Raw genomic sequence first — 17,021 nt, 5'->3', positions numbered from 1 at the left:
TCTTAGGGTCTTCCCTTCACTTTATCAATCACTTCCGTCGATTTTGCCCCTAATTGGCTATTTTCACCAAATCGACGTTATGCTTTCACAGATAAAGTGTGCTAGAATAATGTTGTGCAATCGCTTCCACAACGATTGTTGACTGTTTTTTGAGCAAACGTTTGCATCGTAGATAATGCCAGCAGCTTTACTGCAATTCAATCTAATCCGCGATTAGGAGGCTTATCAAGTGAACGAACAAAAATTACCATCAGTAGCTTATTTCAGTATGGAGTACGGGTTACATTCCGATTTCAAAATGTATGCCGGAGGGCTTGGAATTCTTGCCGGTGACTACATTAAGGGAGCCAAAGATATCAACGCTCCTATCATCCCTATTGGGCTGAAGTGGAAACAAGGTTATACGGACCAAAAGATTGATGCGAACGGAAATCCGTACGACTCCTATCACAATTATGTTTATGATTTTCTAGAAGATACAGGGGTTAAGGTAACCGTTAAAGTCAGAAAGACCGATGTGGTGTGCAAAGTATGGAAGACTGATTATTTTGGCAACAGCACGTTGTATTTACTGGATACGGATATCCCCGAGAATAATGATGCCTGGATTACCGGACAATTGTACGGCTGGTTTGGCGAGGAACGAATCGCACAAGAGATCGTACTGGGTATCGGTGGAGTCAAAGCTATGCGTGCGCTAGGAATTCCGATTGATGTCTATCATTTCAACGAAGGTCATGCAGCCTTAGCAGCCATCGAGCTAATCCGTGAGAAAATGTCAGGAGGCAACACCTTTGAGGAAGCTTGGAAAGCTACTCGGGAAGAGGTTGTGTTCACTACACATACGCCGATAAAAGAAGGCAACGAAACCCATCCGCTAGATCGTCTAGAGTACATGAGTGCATTCAATGGTTTAAGCCGCGAGCAGATGGAGCGAATCGGTGGTGATCCGTTCAACATGACGGTTGCCGGTCTGCGACTCTCCCGCATATCTAATGCAGTAGCGCAGCTTCATGCGGATACAGCTAATAAAATGTGGAAAGAGGTTGCTGGACGATCGGACATCATTGGTATTACTAATGCTATTCATACCCCTACTTGGGTAGATGAAAGAATCACGCAAGCCTATGAAGAAAATGGCGATCTATGGGCAGTACATCAAGAAATTAAGGGTGAACTGATTGATTTTATCAAAGAACGGTCCGGCATTAGTCTAAATGCTGACAATCTACTCATTGGCTTCTCACGCAGAGCTGCTCCTTATAAACGTAGTGACCTGATTTTCTCGCAGCCGGAAATTATTGAGCCTTATCTGGAGTCTGGAAAAATACAAATCGTCTTCTCTGGCAAAGCCCATCCGCTCGATGATAACGGCAAAAAAATTGTCAGCAATCTAGTGGCGATGATGAAAAAATATCCGAAAAGTGTTGTCTTCTTGGAGAACTACGATATGACTATCGGAGCACAGCTGACGCGCGGTTCTGATATTTGGCTCAACAATCCGCGTAGACCGCTGGAAGCAAGCGGAACCTCCGGGATGAAAGCAGCTATGAACGGCGTATTGAACTGTTCCATACTAGATGGCTGGTGGCCGGAAGCCTGTATAGATGGCGAGAATGGCTGGCAGATTGGAGACGGCTTTGAGACAACCGACTTCGAGGTTCTGGATAAGCATGATAGTGATGCGTTATACGACACCTTATTAAATCGTGTACTCCCTACCTATTACGAGAATCAGGACAAGTGGGTACAAATGATGAAGAAGAGTATTGAAACGACTCGTACCGAATTTGCCACCAAACGAATGCTAGATGAATATTACAACAGAATGTATATTAAATAATAAGTGTAGAAAACGGATATCTTTCTTTCAAAAAAGTACAGCGTACCCCTCCAGCGATGGTAGAGGCACGCTGTTTCTTTTTTAATTCTGGTTAGCAATTAATCACTAGATCTATCATATACTTCTGAATATGACGGCGATTACCACATACTGTAATGTGCCAATTATTCAAAAAGTATTGCATTTTCTCCAAAAAACATTAATATAGAACTTATACTAAATCTAAAATCAAATCTTACGAGGTGATTCTATTAATGAGCTCCAATAATAATCTTACAACCAGCTGGGGTGCTCCAGTAGGCGACAATCAAAACTCAATGACAGCCGGTGATCGCGGTCCTACTTTGCTGCAAGATGTTCATCTGCTTGAGAAATTAGCCCACTTTAACAGAGAACGTGTTCCTGAACGCGTCGTTCATGCTAAAGGCGCTGGCGCTCATGGGTACTTTGAGGTCACTCAAGATTTGACCCAATATACAAAAGCAAATTTCTTGTCTGAGGTAGGCAAGCGTACACCTCTGTTCATCCGTTTCTCAACGGTAGCTGGTGAGCTAGGTTCTGCTGATACTGTACGGGACCCTCGTGGTTTTGCTGTGAAATTCTATACCGAAGAAGGAAACTATGATCTCGTAGGTAACAATACACCTGTATTCTTCGTTCGTGATGCAATCAAGTTCCCTGATTTTATTCATACACAGAAGCGTGATCCACAGACACACTTAAAGAACCCTAATGCGGTTTGGGACTTCTGGTCTTTATCACCGGAATCTCTACATCAGGTTACGATTTTGATGTCAGATCGCGGAATTCCAGCTACGCTGAGACATATGCACGGGTTCGGAAGCCACACCTTCAAGTGGGTAAATGCCGAAGGCAATGCCGTCTGGGTGAAATATCACTTCAAAACAGAACAAGGGATTAAGAATCTTGATCCAGAACTTGCTACCAAAATCGCTGGGGAGAACCCAGATTATCATACAGAGGACTTGTTCAATGCTATTGATAAAGGAGATTTCCCTGCGTGGAAGCTCTACGTACAGATTATGCCGATCGAAGATGCAAAGACTTACCGCTTTGATCCATTTGATGTAACCAAAGTATGGTCACAAAAGGATTATCCATTAATTGAGGTTGGCCGCATGGTATTGGATCGCAATCCAGAGAACTACTTCGCGGAAGTAGAGCAAGTTACGTTCTCTCCTGGCTCTTTCGTCCCTGGTATTGAAGCTTCTCCTGATAAATTGCTACAGGGTCGACTGTTTGCTTACGGCGATGCTCACCGTCACCGTGTAGGACCTAACCATAACAGCCTGCCTATCAACCGTCCAAAGGTAGAAGTGAAGAACTATCAACGTGACGGCGGTATGGCACTCGGCAACAATGGCGGATCAGGTGCTTATTACGAGCCTAACAGCTTAGGTGGACCTAAAGAAGCACCACAGTACAAAACATCACCATTCGAAGTATCTGGAGATGCCGACAGTGTCTCCTATAATAGTGATGATCATTACACACAACCTGGTGACTTGTATCGCCTGATGAGTGAAGAAGAACGTACCCGTCTTGTTCAAAATATCGTAGGCGCTATGACACCCGTTGAAAGTAACGATATTAAACTTCGTCAAATTGTACATTTTTATAAAGCTGATCCAGAATTGGGACAGCGTGTCGCATCCGGTTTAGGATTATCTGTCCCAGACGGAGTGTAAGACTGTAAATGCACTTATACAAACAAAGAGGACCTTTACCCATAATGGGAAAGGTCCTCTTTGTTTGTAGGAAAAGTTATCGATTTAAGTATTCCAATTTAGGGGCTAATTAGCTAAACATATAATACATAAGAACGATCACGATGCACAGCGTGGACACAACCGATAAGCATGAAAAAAACGTATTCCAGTTATTGCCTTTCATTTGTCTTATACACGACCAGTATTGTGCTTCTTTGATGCTCTGCCCCATCACGTGAAGATTTAACTATCGAACCATAACAGATATTCACAATCTGTTCCTCCCGCAGCCCTGCCAAGAACTCATTTGCCTTATTCTCAGCATACGAATTATCCGCATCTACAAACTCTTTTACTTGAATCATCCTGATCTCTCCTTTTGATAAATTTATTAGTTAATTTTTATGTCTAGATTCTATAGGTAAACTCAACGAAATGTACATGGCGCGTATCACTCCCCTGGTAACATTAATGTAAAAACATCATCGAAATATAGTATAGGCATTCCGCAGTTTTCTACGAAATGCCTATAACATCAGCCTATCATAGCACCCAAATATGTAATAGTCAAACGTTTTAAATACAATATTTAGTAAGAATTAATTGCCTTTACAAAATGGATTGGATTTACATATAGAAGCTGTTATACTGATCAGAAGGTTCCCTCTAGGGGACCTCTATTTGTATAGGAGGGATTTTAATATGGCAACGCGTCATAACAAATTTGCAAAGAATGTGCTACTTAGAGGGGGTGAAATCTACTATGAACCATAGTCTAATTTATGAAGGCTCAAGGACACAATTGGTCCAGCAGCTTATATATTTTGATGAGGAAAAAATCGCATTTCTAAATCAATATTTCCCGGAACGAAGTAAACAAAGAAGCCATGCTGAAACGTTGCTGTCCCGTTATTGCTCCGAGCTGGAACAATTACTATCCCGTTTTAATGGAGAAGAATTGAACTCACTCGTATTGATTGGAAGTCAGCTTCAGCTTCGTTACTTAGACGACAATACTACAGATACCTACACCATCGTATTTCCAAACCAGGCTGAACCCAATGATAACAAGATTTCAATGTTCTCGCCTATTGGCATGCAGCTACTGTTAGCTCAGATCGGTAGCACATGCCAGTTAGCCATACCTTCAGGTGAACTGTCGGTAATGATCGAAAGTATTAAGTTTGTGAATTGTGGTGAGGTAGCCGTTCTTATTTAAGCCAACCCACGCATATCCACCAACGTAAACAGCGTCCTCTTCCTTATGACGGGAAAGGGACGCTGTTCTTATGTTCATACCTTGCATCGATTATTCGTATTTTTATTTTAGCCTCAATCCATCTGCGAGCTTGCTAACTGATTTCTCGATACGAGATGCTCTGGTTTCAGGTCTTTTCGCCGCTTCGATCCAAGATACATATTCCTTCTGATAAGAATAAGCCAGACCGTTGTAATAAGCTTCTGCCTGCTCATGGCTACTCAGCGCATCAAGTAAATCCTCTGGAGCTTCTACCTCTCGTAATTGATGATCCTGCTCCATCGTCACACGCACAATATCACCAGGTTGAGCTTTGGCTAGATCCCGTAGTTCTTTCTTTACCACCATAAAATACTTTCCGTTTCCATGGGGCATAAGCGTTCCTCTATAGGGGATTCCATTTACAGTTCCTTTTACCTGTACCCTGGACTTTGTTTCAAATATTTGTTCGGCATCAAAAGGGACGTTAAGATAAGTCCAGCTCCCACTTGCATCAGGTCGCACTAATTTAGCTTCGAATTCAAACATAGCTACCTCCTCAACTAAAAGCCCTAAGTTCTATTGTATCCATATGAATGTAACTATACAAAAAAACACCTGCCTATAATAGACAGGTGTTTCTTAATTATAAGCGGGTGATGGGAATCGAACCCACGCTATCAGCTTGGAAGGCTGAAGTTCTACCATTGAACTACACCCGCAAAGGTATAAAATCGGGATGACACGATTTGAACATGCGACCCCCTGGTCCCAAACCAGGTGCTCTACCAAGCTGAGCTACATCCCGTCAAAACATGTAATGACTTAGTAATAAAAATGGCGCGCCCTGAGAGATTCGAACTCCCGGCCTTTTGATTCGTAGTCAAACGCTCTATCCAGCTGAGCTAAGGGCGCAAAAATTATGGAGCGGAAGACGGGAATCGAACCCGCGACCCTCGCCTTGGCAAGGCGATGCTCTACCGCTGAGCCACTTCCGCAAAATATGGTGCGCGTGAAGGGACTTGAACCCCCACGTCGTGAAACGCCAGATCCTAAGTCTGGTGCGTCTGCCATTCCGCCACACGCGCACACTTTAAAAATAATGGTGAGCCATGAAGGACTCGAACCTTCGACACCCTGATTAAAAGTCAGGTGCTCTACCAACTGAGCTAATGGCTCTCATAAATGGCTGGGGATATAGGATTTGAACCTATGCATGACGGAGTCAAAGTCCGTTGCCTTACCGCTTGGCTAATCCCCAACAATAATTAACTAAATGGCGGAACCGACGAGATTCGAACTCGCGATCTCCTGCGTGACAGGCAGGCATGTTAGGCCAACTACACCACGGTTCCACAGACATAATGCATAAATGTAAATTGGTTGCGGGGGCAGGATTTGAACCTGCGGCCTTCGGGTTATGAGCCCGACGAGCTACCGGGCTGCTCCACCCCGCGTCATTTAATAAGTATATACTATTCATTTACACTACGCCAGCTAGTCCCAAAACATCATGCTTAAGGAAAATTTGGTTGCGGGGGCAGGATTTGAACCTGCGGCCTTCGGGTTATGAGCCCGACGAGCTACCGGGCTGCTCCACCCCGCGTCGTTCTTAAATGAATATGGTGGAGGCTGAGGGGATCGAACCCCCGACCCTCTGCTTGTAAGGCAGATGCTCTCCCAGCTGAGCTAAGCCTCCATGTTATGACCCGTATGGGATTCGAACCCATGTTACCTCCGTGAAAGGGAGGTGTCTTAACCCCTTGACCAACGGGCCATGCTAATAAACTTTATGGCGGAGAGAGAGGGATACTCTCACTACGATCGAGATTGCGAAGCATTCCTAACGAAGCTTATGCTTCAACGAACCACCTAGGCTTCTCATCCCTAACAGGGAAGTAAATTCATGGCGGAGAGAGAGGGATTCGAACCCTCGAGACGCTTGTGGCGCCTACACGATTTCCAATCGTGCTCCTTCGGCCAAACTCGGACACCTCTCCATAAATGGCTCCCCGAACAGGACTCGAACCTGTGACAACTCGATTAACAGTCGAGTGCTCTACCAACTGAGCTATCAGGGAATATGGTGGGCCTTAGTGGACTCGAACCACCGACCTCACCCTTATCAGGGGTGCGCTCTAACCAGCTGAGCTAAAGGCCCTTTTAAGACATACGAATATTAAGGGCAAAAAAAATACCACGGGTAATGTGGTTGTCCGCTTGGCGGCGTCCTACTCTCCCAGGACCCTTCGGTCCAAGTACCATCGGCGCTGGAGGGCTTAACGGTCGTGTTCGGGATGGGTACGCGTGGAACCCCTCCGCTATCGCCACCAAACGGACATTACAGCGTAATGCTCAGGCTTAATCGCCTGAAAACTGAATCCGAATTGAATTTGCATTTTAAGTATAGGATAAGCCCTCGACCGATTAGTATTGGTCAGCTCCATGCATTACTGCACTTCCACCTCCAACCTATCTACCTCGTCGTCTTCAAGGGGTCTTACTAATTGGGAAATCTCATCTTGAGGGGGGCTTCACGCTTAGATGCTTTCAGCGCTTATCCCGTCCGTACGTAGCTACCCAGCCATGCTTCTGGCGAAACAACTGGTGCACCAGCGGTACGTCCATCCCGGTCCTCTCGTACTAAGGACAGCTCCTCTCAAATTTCCTGCGCCCACGACAGATAGGGACCGAACTGTCTCACGACGTTCTGAACCCAGCTCGCGTACCGCTTTAATGGGCGAACAGCCCAACCCTTGGGACCTACTTCAGCCCCAGGATGCGATGAGCCGACATCGAGGTGCCAAACCTCCCCGTCGATGTGGACTCTTGGGGGAGATAAGCCTGTTATCCCCAGGGTAGCTTTTATCCGTTGAGCGATGGCCCTTCCATGCGGTACCACCGGATCACTAAGTCCGACTTTCGTCCCTGCTCGACTTGTAGGTCTCGCAGTCAAGCTCCCTTATGCCTTTGCACTCTTCGAATGATTTCCAACCATTCTGAGGGAACCTTGGAACGCCTCCGTTACTCTTTAGGAGGCGACCGCCCCAGTCAAACTGCCCGCCTGACACGGTCCCCGTACCCGATTAGGGCACTAGGTTAGAACCTAGATACGATCAGGGTGGTATCCCAACGGCGCCTCCACCGAAGCTTGCGCTCCGATTTCTACGGCTCCCACCTATCCTGTACAGATCGTACCCAAATTCAATATCAAGCTGCAGTAAAGCTCCATGGGGTCTTTCCGTCTTGTCGCGGGTAACCTGCATCTTCACAGGTATTAAAATTTCACCGGATCTCTCGTTGAGACAGCGCCCAAGTCGTTACGCCATTCGTGCGGGTCAGAATTTACCTGACAAGGAATTTCGCTACCTTAGGACCGTTATAGTTACGGCCGCCGTTTACTGGGGCTTCGGTTCATAGCTTCGGGTTACCCCTAACCACTCCCCTTAACCTTCCAGCACCGGGCAGGCGTCAGCCCGTATACTTCGCCTTGCGGCTTCGCACAGACCTGTGTTTTTGCTAAACAGTCGCTTGGGCCTTTTCACTGCGGCCCCCTCGTGCTATTCACACTACCGGGGCACCCCTTCTCCCGAAGTTACGGGGTCATTTTGCCGAGTTCCTTAACGAGAGTTCTTCCGCGCGCCTTAGAATTCTCTTCTCGCCTACCTGTGTCGGTTTGCGGTACGGGCACCTTCTCCTGGCTAGAGGCTTTTCTTGGCAGTGTGAGATCATGACCTTCGCTACTACAATTTTCGCTCCCCATCACAGCCCAGCCTTAATGATGTGCGGATTTGCCTACACATCAGCCTCACTGCTTAGACGGACATATCCATCAGTCCGCGTCACTACCCTCCTGCGTCACCCCATCGCTCATAGCGGATTACGGTGGTACAGTAATTTCAAACTGTTGTCCTTCGACTACGCCTTTCGGCCTCGCCTTAGGTCCCGACTTACCCTGAGCGGACGAGCCTTCCTCAGGAAACCTTGGGCTTTCGGCGGATCAGATTCTCACTGATCTTTTCGTTACTCATACCGGCATTCTCACTTGTATGCTGTCCAGCGCTCCTTACGGTACACCTTCAACCCACATACAACGCTCCCCTACCCCAGATACATACGTATCTAGCCATAGCTTCGGTGGTGTGTTTAGCCCCGTTACATTTTCGGCGCAGAGTCACTCGACCAGTGAGCTATTACGCACTCTTTCAATGGTGGCTGCTTCTAAGCCAACATCCTGGTTGTCTGTGCAACTCCACATCCTTTCCCACTTAACACACACTTGGGGACCTTAGCTGATGGTCTGGGCTGTTTCCCTTTTGACAATGGATCTTAGCACTCACTGTCTGACTCCCGGCAATAAGTATATGGCATTCGGAGTTTGACTGAGCTTGGTAATCCTTGCGGACCCCGCACCCAATCAGTGCTCTACCTCCACTACTCTTATACCGAGGCTAGCCCTAAAGCTATTTCGGGGAGAACCAGCTATCTCCGAGTTCGATTGGAATTTCTCCGCTACCCCCACCTCATCCCCGCACTTTTCAACGTGCGTGGGTTCGGGCCTCCAGTGCGTGTTACCGCACCTTCACCCTGGACAGGGGTAGATCACACGGTTTCGGGTCTACGTCCACATACTAATTCGCCCTATTCAGACTCGCTTTCGCTGCGGCTCCGTCTTCTCGACTTAACCTTGCATGTTAAACGTAACTCGCCGGTTCATTCTACAAAAGGCACGCCATCACCCATTAATAGGGCTCTGACTTTTTGTAAGCACACGGTTTCAGGTTCTATTTCACTCCCCTTCCGGGGTGCTTTTCACCTTTCCCTCACGGTACTGTTTCACTATCGGTCGCCAGGTAGTATTTAGCCTTAGCAGATGGTCCTGCTGGATTCATACGGGGTTTCACGTGCCCCGCACTACTCGGGATCCGTCTCGGAGAGAACACAGTTTAGGTTACAGGGCTTTTACCTCTATCGCGGGCCTTTCCAGACCTCTTCACCTACCATATTCCTTTGTAACTCCATGTGAGACGTCCCACAACCCCTAAGAGCAAGCTCTTAGGTTTAGGCTGTTCCGCGTTCGCTCGCCGCTACTGACGGAATCACTATTGTTTTCTCTTCCTCAGGGTACTTAGATGTTTCAGTTCCCCTGGTCTGCCTCTACATACCCTATGTATTCAGGTATGAGTAACTGCGAATTACCACAGCTGGGTTTCCCCATTCGGACACCCCCGGATCAAAGCTTGCTTACAGCTCCCCGAGGCAGTTTCGTTGTTCGCCACGTCCTTCGTCGGCTCCTGGCGCCTAGGCATCCTCCGTGTGCTCTTATTAGCTTAACCATCGCTCCGATGTTTCGCTTGTTCACTCATCTTGTTTTGAGTGTCGCTACCGGATTACTCCGTTCGCAGAATCATTCAAAGCCAAAGGTCGTTTCACAATCGAAAATCTTCGCTTCCAGCCAATAACTAATTTAACTTGTTCACACAAGTTCTAGCTAAAAGATGTTCTAAAACGCAAATTCGTTTCGGTATCCAGTTTTCAAGGATCAAGTCTTACTTGAGAGCTTAAACTCTCAAAACTGAGCAACGAGTGAGTAACAGGCCTAAACCTGAGATTGTGGAAGTTTAACTTCCGATTTGAATGTCTTCATTGCAGAAGACGATTCTCCATAGAAAGGAGGTGATCCAGCCGCACCTTCCGATACGGCTACCTTGTTACGACTTCACCCCAATCATCTACCCCACCTTCGGCGGCTGGCTCCCTTGCGGGTTACCCCACCGACTTCGGGTGTTGTAAACTCTCGTGGTGTGACGGGCGGTGTGTACAAGACCCGGGAACGTATTCACCGCGGCATGCTGATCCGCGATTACTAGCAATTCCGACTTCATGCAGGCGAGTTGCAGCCTGCAATCCGAACTGAGACCGGCTTTGATGGGATTGGCTCCACCTCGCGGCTTCGCTTCCCGTTGTACCGGCCATTGTAGTACGTGTGTAGCCCAGGTCATAAGGGGCATGATGATTTGACGTCATCCCCACCTTCCTCCGGTTTGTCACCGGCAGTCACTCTAGAGTGCCCAACATTACTTGCTGGCAACTAAAGTTAAGGGTTGCGCTCGTTGCGGGACTTAACCCAACATCTCACGACACGAGCTGACGACAACCATGCACCACCTGTCTCCTCTGTCCCGAAGGCCGCCACTATCTCTAGTGGATTCAGAGGGATGTCAAGACCTGGTAAGGTTCTTCGCGTTGCTTCGAATTAAACCACATACTCCACTGCTTGTGCGGGTCCCCGTCAATTCCTTTGAGTTTCAGTCTTGCGACCGTACTCCCCAGGCGGAGTGCTTACTGTGTTAACTTCGGCACCAAGGGTATCGAAACCCCTAACACCTAGCACTCATCGTTTACGGCGTGGACTACCAGGGTATCTAATCCTGTTTGCTCCCCACGCTTTCGCGCCTCAGCGTCAGTTACAGCCCAGAAAGTCGCCTTCGCCACTGGTGTTCCTCCACATATCTACGCATTTCACCGCTACACGTGGAATTCCACTTTCCTCTTCTGTACTCAAGTCACCCAGTTTCCAGTGCGACCTTAGGTTGAGCCCAAGGTTTAAACACCAGACTTAAATGACCGCCTGCGCGCGCTTTACGCCCAATAATTCCGGACAACGCTTGCCCCCTACGTATTACCGCGGCTGCTGGCACGTAGTTAGCCGGGGCTTTCTTCTCAGGTACCGTCACTCCGATAGCAGTTACTCTACCGGACGTTCTTCCCTGGCAACAGAGCTTTACGATCCGAAAACCTTCATCACTCACGCGGCGTTGCTCCGTCAGGCTTTCGCCCATTGCGGAAGATTCCCTACTGCTGCCTCCCGTAGGAGTCTGGGCCGTGTCTCAGTCCCAGTGTGGCCGTTCACCCTCTCAGGTCGGCTACGCATCGTCGCCTTGGTGGGCCGTTACCCCACCAACTAGCTAATGCGCCGCAGGCCCATCCCTCAGTGACAGATTGCTCCGTCTTTCATTCTTTCTTCAGGAGAAAAAAGAAATTATCCGGTATTAGCTACCGTTTCCGGTAGTTATCCCAGTCTAAGGGGCAGGTTGCCTACGTGTTACTCACCCGTCCGCCGCTAAGTTATTTCGAAAGCAAGCTTTCAAAATAACTCCGCTCGACTTGCATGTATTAGGCACGCCGCCAGCGTTCGTCCTGAGCCAGGATCAAACTCTCCAATTAGTATTGAAAAGAGCGATATGCTCATTTTGAAACATCTGACGAGAAAATTAATTCTCTAATTTGGAATTCACTTTCGTGATTTCCTACTCACTCGTTGTTCAGTTTTCAAAGATCAAGTTCTCGTTGGCGCCGTTTAATGTCTCAGCAGCAACTCTTATACTATATCATGTTCGGCTATTTAATGTCAAGCTCTTTTTTTAAATTCTTTTTCGAGCTCGGCATGTGTATTTCTTGGCCGGAATTAGAATATATCATGTATAGAGATTGATTGCAACACTTTTTTATAAATTAATATTACTTCGCATTCCGTTAGTTCATCTTCTTCCGCCTCCGCTTACTTTAGTAAGGGTTTGAACAGTTTAAGAGTTCTTCTAAAAACCGCAATAAACAAAAAGGAGGCCCAGCAGATAAGCTGAGCCCCTTTGTTTGATACTTAGTAAGCTTGAGATCATTTCACACTGATACTAGTTTATTTCTGCCCTTTTTCTAACAAGGAAAGGATTATAGTAACTGCCTCTGCTCTTGTTGCCTTTTGGTTAGGTGCAAATTTATTCTGCCCTACACCATTCACAAGGCCTGATTTCGCTGCTGCTGCAATATACGGCACAGCCCATGCTGGTACATCCTTAGCATCATTGAAGGTTAATGTCGCTTTAGGATCTACTGTAATGCCAAGAGCACGAACAACCATAACTGCTAATTCTGTACGCGTCAGCTCCTGTGTAGGTCGGAATGTCCCATCATCATAGCCACTGATAATTTGCAAAGATACAGCCTGTGCTACAAAAGACTTTGCCCATGCTGGAATCTTCGCAGAATCCTTAAAGCTTGATGTATCACCATTGTCCGGCAATTGCAAAGCACGCGCCAGCATTGTGATAAATTCAACCCGATTTACTTTCTGATTCGGACGGAAAGTATCATCCGGATAACCACTAACAAAACCAGCTGCTACTGCTTTCTCGATAACAGCAGCTGCCCAGTGATTGCTAGTATCCGTTAAAGATGGCTTACTAACTGGCGTTGCAGTTGGGGAAGGCGGCGTTGTTGGTGCTGGTGTAGCTGTTGGCGCTACTGTTGGCGTTGGTGTTGCTGTCGGTTTTGTTGTTGGTGCTGTTGTTGGCGCTGTTGTTGGTGCTGTTGTTGGTGCTATTGTTGGTGCTGTTGTTGGCGCTGTTGTTGGCGCTGTTGTTGGCGCTGTTGTTGGTGCTGTTGTCGGCTCTGTTGTTGGCGTCGGTGTTGGTGTTGGTGTTGGTGTAACTCCACCATTCTCATCACCTTTAACAATGCCGAACTCTTCAAGAACATATGGTTTAGCCTCATTAACATTCTGATCAATCTCATAAGATACAGCTGTCAGCTTCCCTGCATCTACAGTGATACCAACAAAGGTCTGAACTTGACCGCGCATTGGACGCGTAGCATCACTTGGGTCCGCTCCGTATTTAGCAGCTGTATTCTCATTGGCTACTTCAAAGAGGTTATAGTACGCATCTCCCAACTCAGGTTTCATGTTCTTGTAGTAAACCTTTGCTCCTGCTGTAGCTGGAATCAGATAGATCGTTCCATCTGGGTTTACTGTGTACTCCACAGTTTGACCATTGAAGCTTTCCTTGATCTTCACTGTGTCTGCTGCAGTTCCGTCAGCCTTGATTGGCTTCGTCCGTGCATAAATATGATCGTGGCCTTGAAGAACCAAGTCAATGCCCAGTTCAGCCATCATTGGAGCGACTTTCGCTCTTTCTCCATTTGCACCCATAATATCCTTGTCAGTAGCGTGGTTAGAGGTTGTGTATGGTCCTTTATGCATAGCGACGATAATCCACTTCGCTCCAGCAGCCTTCGCTGCTTTTACATCGGCCTTCATCCAATCCAACTGTGCTTTGCTGAAGTTAGCATATTCGTCCGAATTCTCATTCGTGTTCAAGACTACAAAGTGCGCATTGCTGTAATCATAGGAATAGTATGCTCCTGTTTCTGTCGGTGAGCCTGCTGCTTCCTTAATATTGTAGTGCTCATAGAAGGCATTCGCTTTATCCTCATGGTTCCCCGCAACTGGAACAACAGTCGTATTGAGCAAGGTTTCCTGCGAATGGCCAAGCAACCAATTCCACTGTGATTCATTGGTTCCAGTATCTACGATATCTCCGTTAATCGCCACAAACTCTGCATTCGGGAATGTCGTAAGTGCTTTTGCCATCGTTTCACCGGAAAGAATCGCTTCATCTTCCGTCTTAGCCTGTGTGTCTGCCAGATCAATGAAAGTAAATGCACCTGTCTTAGCAGCAGTTTCGAAAGTTCCCACTGCACTCCACAATCCTAGTGCTTTATCACCTACACGGAAGTAGTATTTCGTATCAGCCTTAAGGTCAGAAGCTTCAGCTTTATGAACTAATTCATTCTTTGAATTTCTGGAAACAGCTGAACGTCCTGTAAACTCAGCAGCTTTTGTAAAGTCTGGAGTAACGCCCGTATTCTCTACAACCTGCAGGTCGCTTCCTGCAGATTTCAACGCTGTGTACCAAGTGAATCCTTTAGCACTAACTGGGTCACCGTTAAAGGTAACGGTAACTTTTTTGATAGCATCGGTAGAAGCAACTTTAGCTTCTGAATTTGTTCTGTCACTTACAGCTTTGATAACAAATTGATAGGTTTGGTTTGGATTAGTATTTTCTACAGTGTAACTATAAGAAGTTTGACCTTCTACATTAGGAACACTGACCGTCCAATTTGCAGATACCAGATCATTTTGCTCATAAATGCGATATCCCGATACTGGTGCACCGGATGCAGGCGCATCCCAAGTTAACGTGATTTTACCGCCATCTGCTACAGTAGCTTTTGCATTCTGCACAGGTTTAACAGCTACGTCAGACTTATGAATGCTGTACTTATCATACAAGTCTGTAGTTCCACCAGTTGTTGTGGTGTAGGCTTCGTACGAGAATTCATCGTTAGTTACAGTCATTCCTGTGAACATTTCCTTACCAGGCTGTTCGTATTTAGCTGCAAAAGGAAACGGACCTGCGCCAACATTATATTTTTTATTGCCCGCAGCATTTGTAATCAGGTATAGCGTACCCTTAGGATCAGTTACCACTCCGTTTTTGTCCGGCTTAATATCCGTCAACGGCTGATTGTTGTACATTTGATAGCTTCTAGTATAGGTGTGGTCATGTCCACCGATAACCATGTCAATACCAAGCTCATCAAATACCTTTGTCAAATTAGCTCTGTAATAGAGTACATCTGTATCATTTGTGTGACTGGCAACAGAATAAGGTGATTTATGCAAGAGCACAACCTTCCACTTCTGATCGCTTTTCGCGGCTTCACTGCGTAGCCACTCTACTTGTTTATTGTAAATTTCATTATTCTCAAGATTCGAGCTAGCACCATAATATTCTGTATTAATAACCATAAAGTGTGCTGAACCATAGTCAAAAGAATAAACAGAGCCATCTGGTTTCGCGCCCGTATTTGAGATATTAGGTAAATTAAAATGAGTTGTGTAATTGCTATAACTCTTACTTTCGTGATTACCTACCAGTGGAACCAATGGAATATTTGCTAGAATATCCTTTGGTTTATTGAAGAACCATCCCCATTGCTCCTCAATATCACCGTTGTCTACCAAATCACCGGAATTCAGAATGAATTCACTTGTCGGGAATTTAGCCAATCCCTCTTGAAGGGTATGATTCCAAATATCAAAATCACCTTCAGTTGTTCCTTGAGAGTCCGTTGTATATAAGAACTTAAAGGCCTGATTACTGGAGCTTTCTGTTGTAAACGTTCCGATGTCACTCCAATTGTCAGCTTGTCCATCCCCAGCACGGTAAGCATACTCCGTTCCCGGCTGCAATTTGTCGGCAATGACCTTATGGCTAGTCAGTACCACTGGTTTCTTGGCTGACTTATCCGCTTTTGTCATATACACGCTTGTTGTAACAGATGTCCCCTCGTAAGTTTGAGCATCTACTGGAAACTGACCATTCACTACTTTAGAAGCTTCTACTACTTCAAGCTTGGTGCCTGTTACTTTCTCAGGTGCATACCAATTGAACCCCAAACTAGTCTGAGGGTTTCCGTTAAAGGTAAGCGCGATTGACTCAGGCTTCCCAACCCCAGGTTCTACAGTCTCTACTACCGGATAAGCAATCAAGTTCATATCCCAGTACAAGTCAGAGCTACCATCACTCGACTGATGAACCTCAGCTGAAAGCTCATTATTTCCATCCTTCAAGTTAGCCTTTACGACTTCAGTAAGGTCTACCTTGGTATATTCGTTTGGATCACTTAAGTTAGTTGAGCTTTTGGTTTGAAAAGTGATTTCACCCGCTGGCATAGCTTCACGGTAGATTTCTTTACCGTTCAAATATAGTACAGCTCCGTCATCAAATGCGAAGTTGCCCATGATTTTATCGGATTTCGTGATCTCTTCCTTATTCACCGTTACGTTTGTACGGAAGTAAGAAGTACGATATTTCATACTCTTATTAGAACCGTAGCTTATATTTGTGTTCAGAGCACCAAATTGCTTGCTGCTGACTCCGGTTCCATTATCTTTATAACCAAGCGGTGCTTGACCAGAAGCCCATGTTGAATCGTCGTACACGGAACGCCATACCGTCCCTTGATCTGTTCCGTGATCTAGATACTTCCACGTAGAATTACCTGCCAATAATGTAACAGGCTCTAGCGATTGTAATTGCAGTAATCCAGCATCCCCATTGCTGTCTTCAGCATAAGCTGGCATTCCTGTGAATGTAATTCCCAGTACCATAACGAAAGCTAAGGTCATGGATACAGCTTGTTTAAATAACCTGTTCATAATCAGTCTCCCTTACTGTTCTATGAAATGCTTGCATCCATTTATAGTAACTATCAAATATTTTCGCAATGTCTTTATAAACATAGAAGTTTGTAAAGTACATCATGCATGTATTCTTACAAAAGTGGTTACAGTAACGGCAAGGTTACC

The 17,021-nt window shown here is 46.2% G+C and carries 6 protein-coding genes, 15 tRNA genes and 3 rRNA genes; 3 read left to right on the top strand and 21 right to left on the bottom strand.

Going from position 1 to position 17,021, the window contains the following annotated elements; genetic code table 11:
• The first annotated feature begins 229 nt into the window (after nt 1-229).
• Nucleotides 230-1,843 (top strand): alpha-glucan family phosphorylase, encoded by a 1,614-nt coding sequence (gene glgP, locus R50345_RS03910; protein ID WP_042124258.1) that lies wholly within the window; start codon nt 230-232, stop codon nt 1,841-1,843.
• 254 nt (nt 1,844-2,097) lie between these two features.
• Nucleotides 2,098-3,552 carry a catalase KatA gene (gene katA, locus R50345_RS03905; RefSeq protein WP_042124255.1) on the top strand — a complete coding sequence of 485 codons (1,455 nt, stop codon included), beginning with the start codon at nt 2,098-2,100 and terminating at the stop codon, nt 3,550-3,552.
• A gap of 191 nt (nt 3,553-3,743) precedes the next feature.
• Here katA and R50345_RS03900 read toward each other — a convergent pair whose 3' ends face one another.
• The gene (locus R50345_RS03900) at nt 3,744-3,938 is read right to left on the bottom strand and encodes a sporulation protein Cse60 (protein ID WP_042124253.1); all 195 of its coding nucleotides are present in this window, start codon (nt 3,936-3,938) and stop codon (nt 3,744-3,746) included.
• A 398-nt stretch (nt 3,939-4,336) separates the two neighbouring features.
• On the opposite strand from R50345_RS03900, the gene R50345_RS03895 reads away from it, so the two are divergent.
• Nucleotides 4,337-4,792 (top strand): GreA/GreB family elongation factor, encoded by a 456-nt coding sequence (locus tag R50345_RS03895; protein WP_042124251.1) that lies wholly within the window; start codon nt 4,337-4,339, stop codon nt 4,790-4,792.
• A 102-nt stretch (nt 4,793-4,894) separates the two neighbouring features.
• On the opposite strand, the gene R50345_RS03890 is transcribed toward R50345_RS03895, so the two are convergent.
• From R50345_RS03890 to R50345_RS31795, 20 genes are all read right to left on the bottom strand, one after another.
• Nucleotides 4,895-5,359, bottom strand: a complete 465-nt coding sequence (locus tag R50345_RS03890; protein ID WP_042124249.1) for a YdeI/OmpD-associated family protein — start codon at nt 5,357-5,359, stop codon at nt 4,895-4,897.
• 102 nt (nt 5,360-5,461) lie between these two features.
• Nucleotides 5,462-5,532 (bottom strand) — tRNA-Gly (locus R50345_RS03885).
• Between the two features lie 12 nt (nt 5,533-5,544).
• Nucleotides 5,545-5,618, bottom strand: a tRNA-Pro gene (locus R50345_RS03880).
• 30 nt (nt 5,619-5,648) lie between these two features.
• Nucleotides 5,649-5,725: transfer RNA gene (locus R50345_RS03875), tRNA-Arg, on the bottom strand.
• A gap of 8 nt (nt 5,726-5,733) precedes the next feature.
• Nucleotides 5,734-5,808 (bottom strand) — tRNA-Gly (locus R50345_RS03870).
• A 6-nt stretch (nt 5,809-5,814) separates the two neighbouring features.
• A tRNA-Leu gene (locus tag R50345_RS03865) sits at nt 5,815-5,898 on the bottom strand.
• Between the two features lie 15 nt (nt 5,899-5,913).
• Nucleotides 5,914-5,989 (bottom strand) — tRNA-Lys (locus R50345_RS03860).
• 7 nt (nt 5,990-5,996) lie between these two features.
• Nucleotides 5,997-6,071: transfer RNA gene (locus R50345_RS03855), tRNA-Gln, on the bottom strand.
• A gap of 16 nt (nt 6,072-6,087) precedes the next feature.
• A tRNA-Asp gene (locus R50345_RS03850) sits at nt 6,088-6,165 on the bottom strand.
• 25 nt (nt 6,166-6,190) lie between these two features.
• Nucleotides 6,191-6,267: transfer RNA gene (locus R50345_RS03845), tRNA-Met, on the bottom strand.
• A 72-nt stretch (nt 6,268-6,339) separates the two neighbouring features.
• Nucleotides 6,340-6,416 (bottom strand) — tRNA-Met (locus R50345_RS03840).
• Between the two features lie 17 nt (nt 6,417-6,433).
• A tRNA-Val gene (locus R50345_RS03835) sits at nt 6,434-6,509 on the bottom strand.
• A gap of 6 nt (nt 6,510-6,515) precedes the next feature.
• Nucleotides 6,516-6,587 (bottom strand) — tRNA-Glu (locus tag R50345_RS03830).
• A gap of 130 nt (nt 6,588-6,717) precedes the next feature.
• A tRNA-Ser gene (locus R50345_RS03825) sits at nt 6,718-6,810 on the bottom strand.
• Between the two features lie 5 nt (nt 6,811-6,815).
• Nucleotides 6,816-6,891, bottom strand: a tRNA-Asn gene (locus tag R50345_RS03820).
• 3 nt (nt 6,892-6,894) lie between these two features.
• Nucleotides 6,895-6,971, bottom strand: a tRNA-Ile gene (locus R50345_RS03815).
• A gap of 57 nt (nt 6,972-7,028) precedes the next feature.
• Nucleotides 7,029-7,145, bottom strand: a 5S ribosomal RNA gene (rrf, locus tag R50345_RS03810).
• Nucleotides 7,146-7,217: 72 nt separating this feature from the next.
• Nucleotides 7,218-10,146, bottom strand: a 23S ribosomal RNA gene (locus R50345_RS03805).
• Nucleotides 10,147-10,479: 333 nt separating this feature from the next.
• Nucleotides 10,480-12,037, bottom strand: a 16S ribosomal RNA gene (locus R50345_RS03800).
• The 16S, 23S and 5S rRNA genes sit together here with 15 tRNA genes alongside, the layout of an rRNA operon.
• 469 nt (nt 12,038-12,506) lie before the next feature.
• Complete coding sequence (locus tag R50345_RS31795; protein WP_081953992.1) at nt 12,507-16,871, bottom strand: S-layer homology domain-containing protein; 4,365 nt, start codon at nt 16,869-16,871, stop codon at nt 12,507-12,509.
• Nucleotides 16,872-17,021 lie beyond the last annotated feature (150 nt).

This window comes from Paenibacillus sp. FSL R5-0345 (genome assembly GCF_000758585.1).
Taxonomy (GTDB): Bacteria; Bacillota; Bacilli; order Paenibacillales; family Paenibacillaceae; genus Paenibacillus_AQ.
The sequence above is the reverse complement of the archived record's forward strand: the minus strand, read 5'-3'. Positions and strand labels throughout refer to the sequence as shown.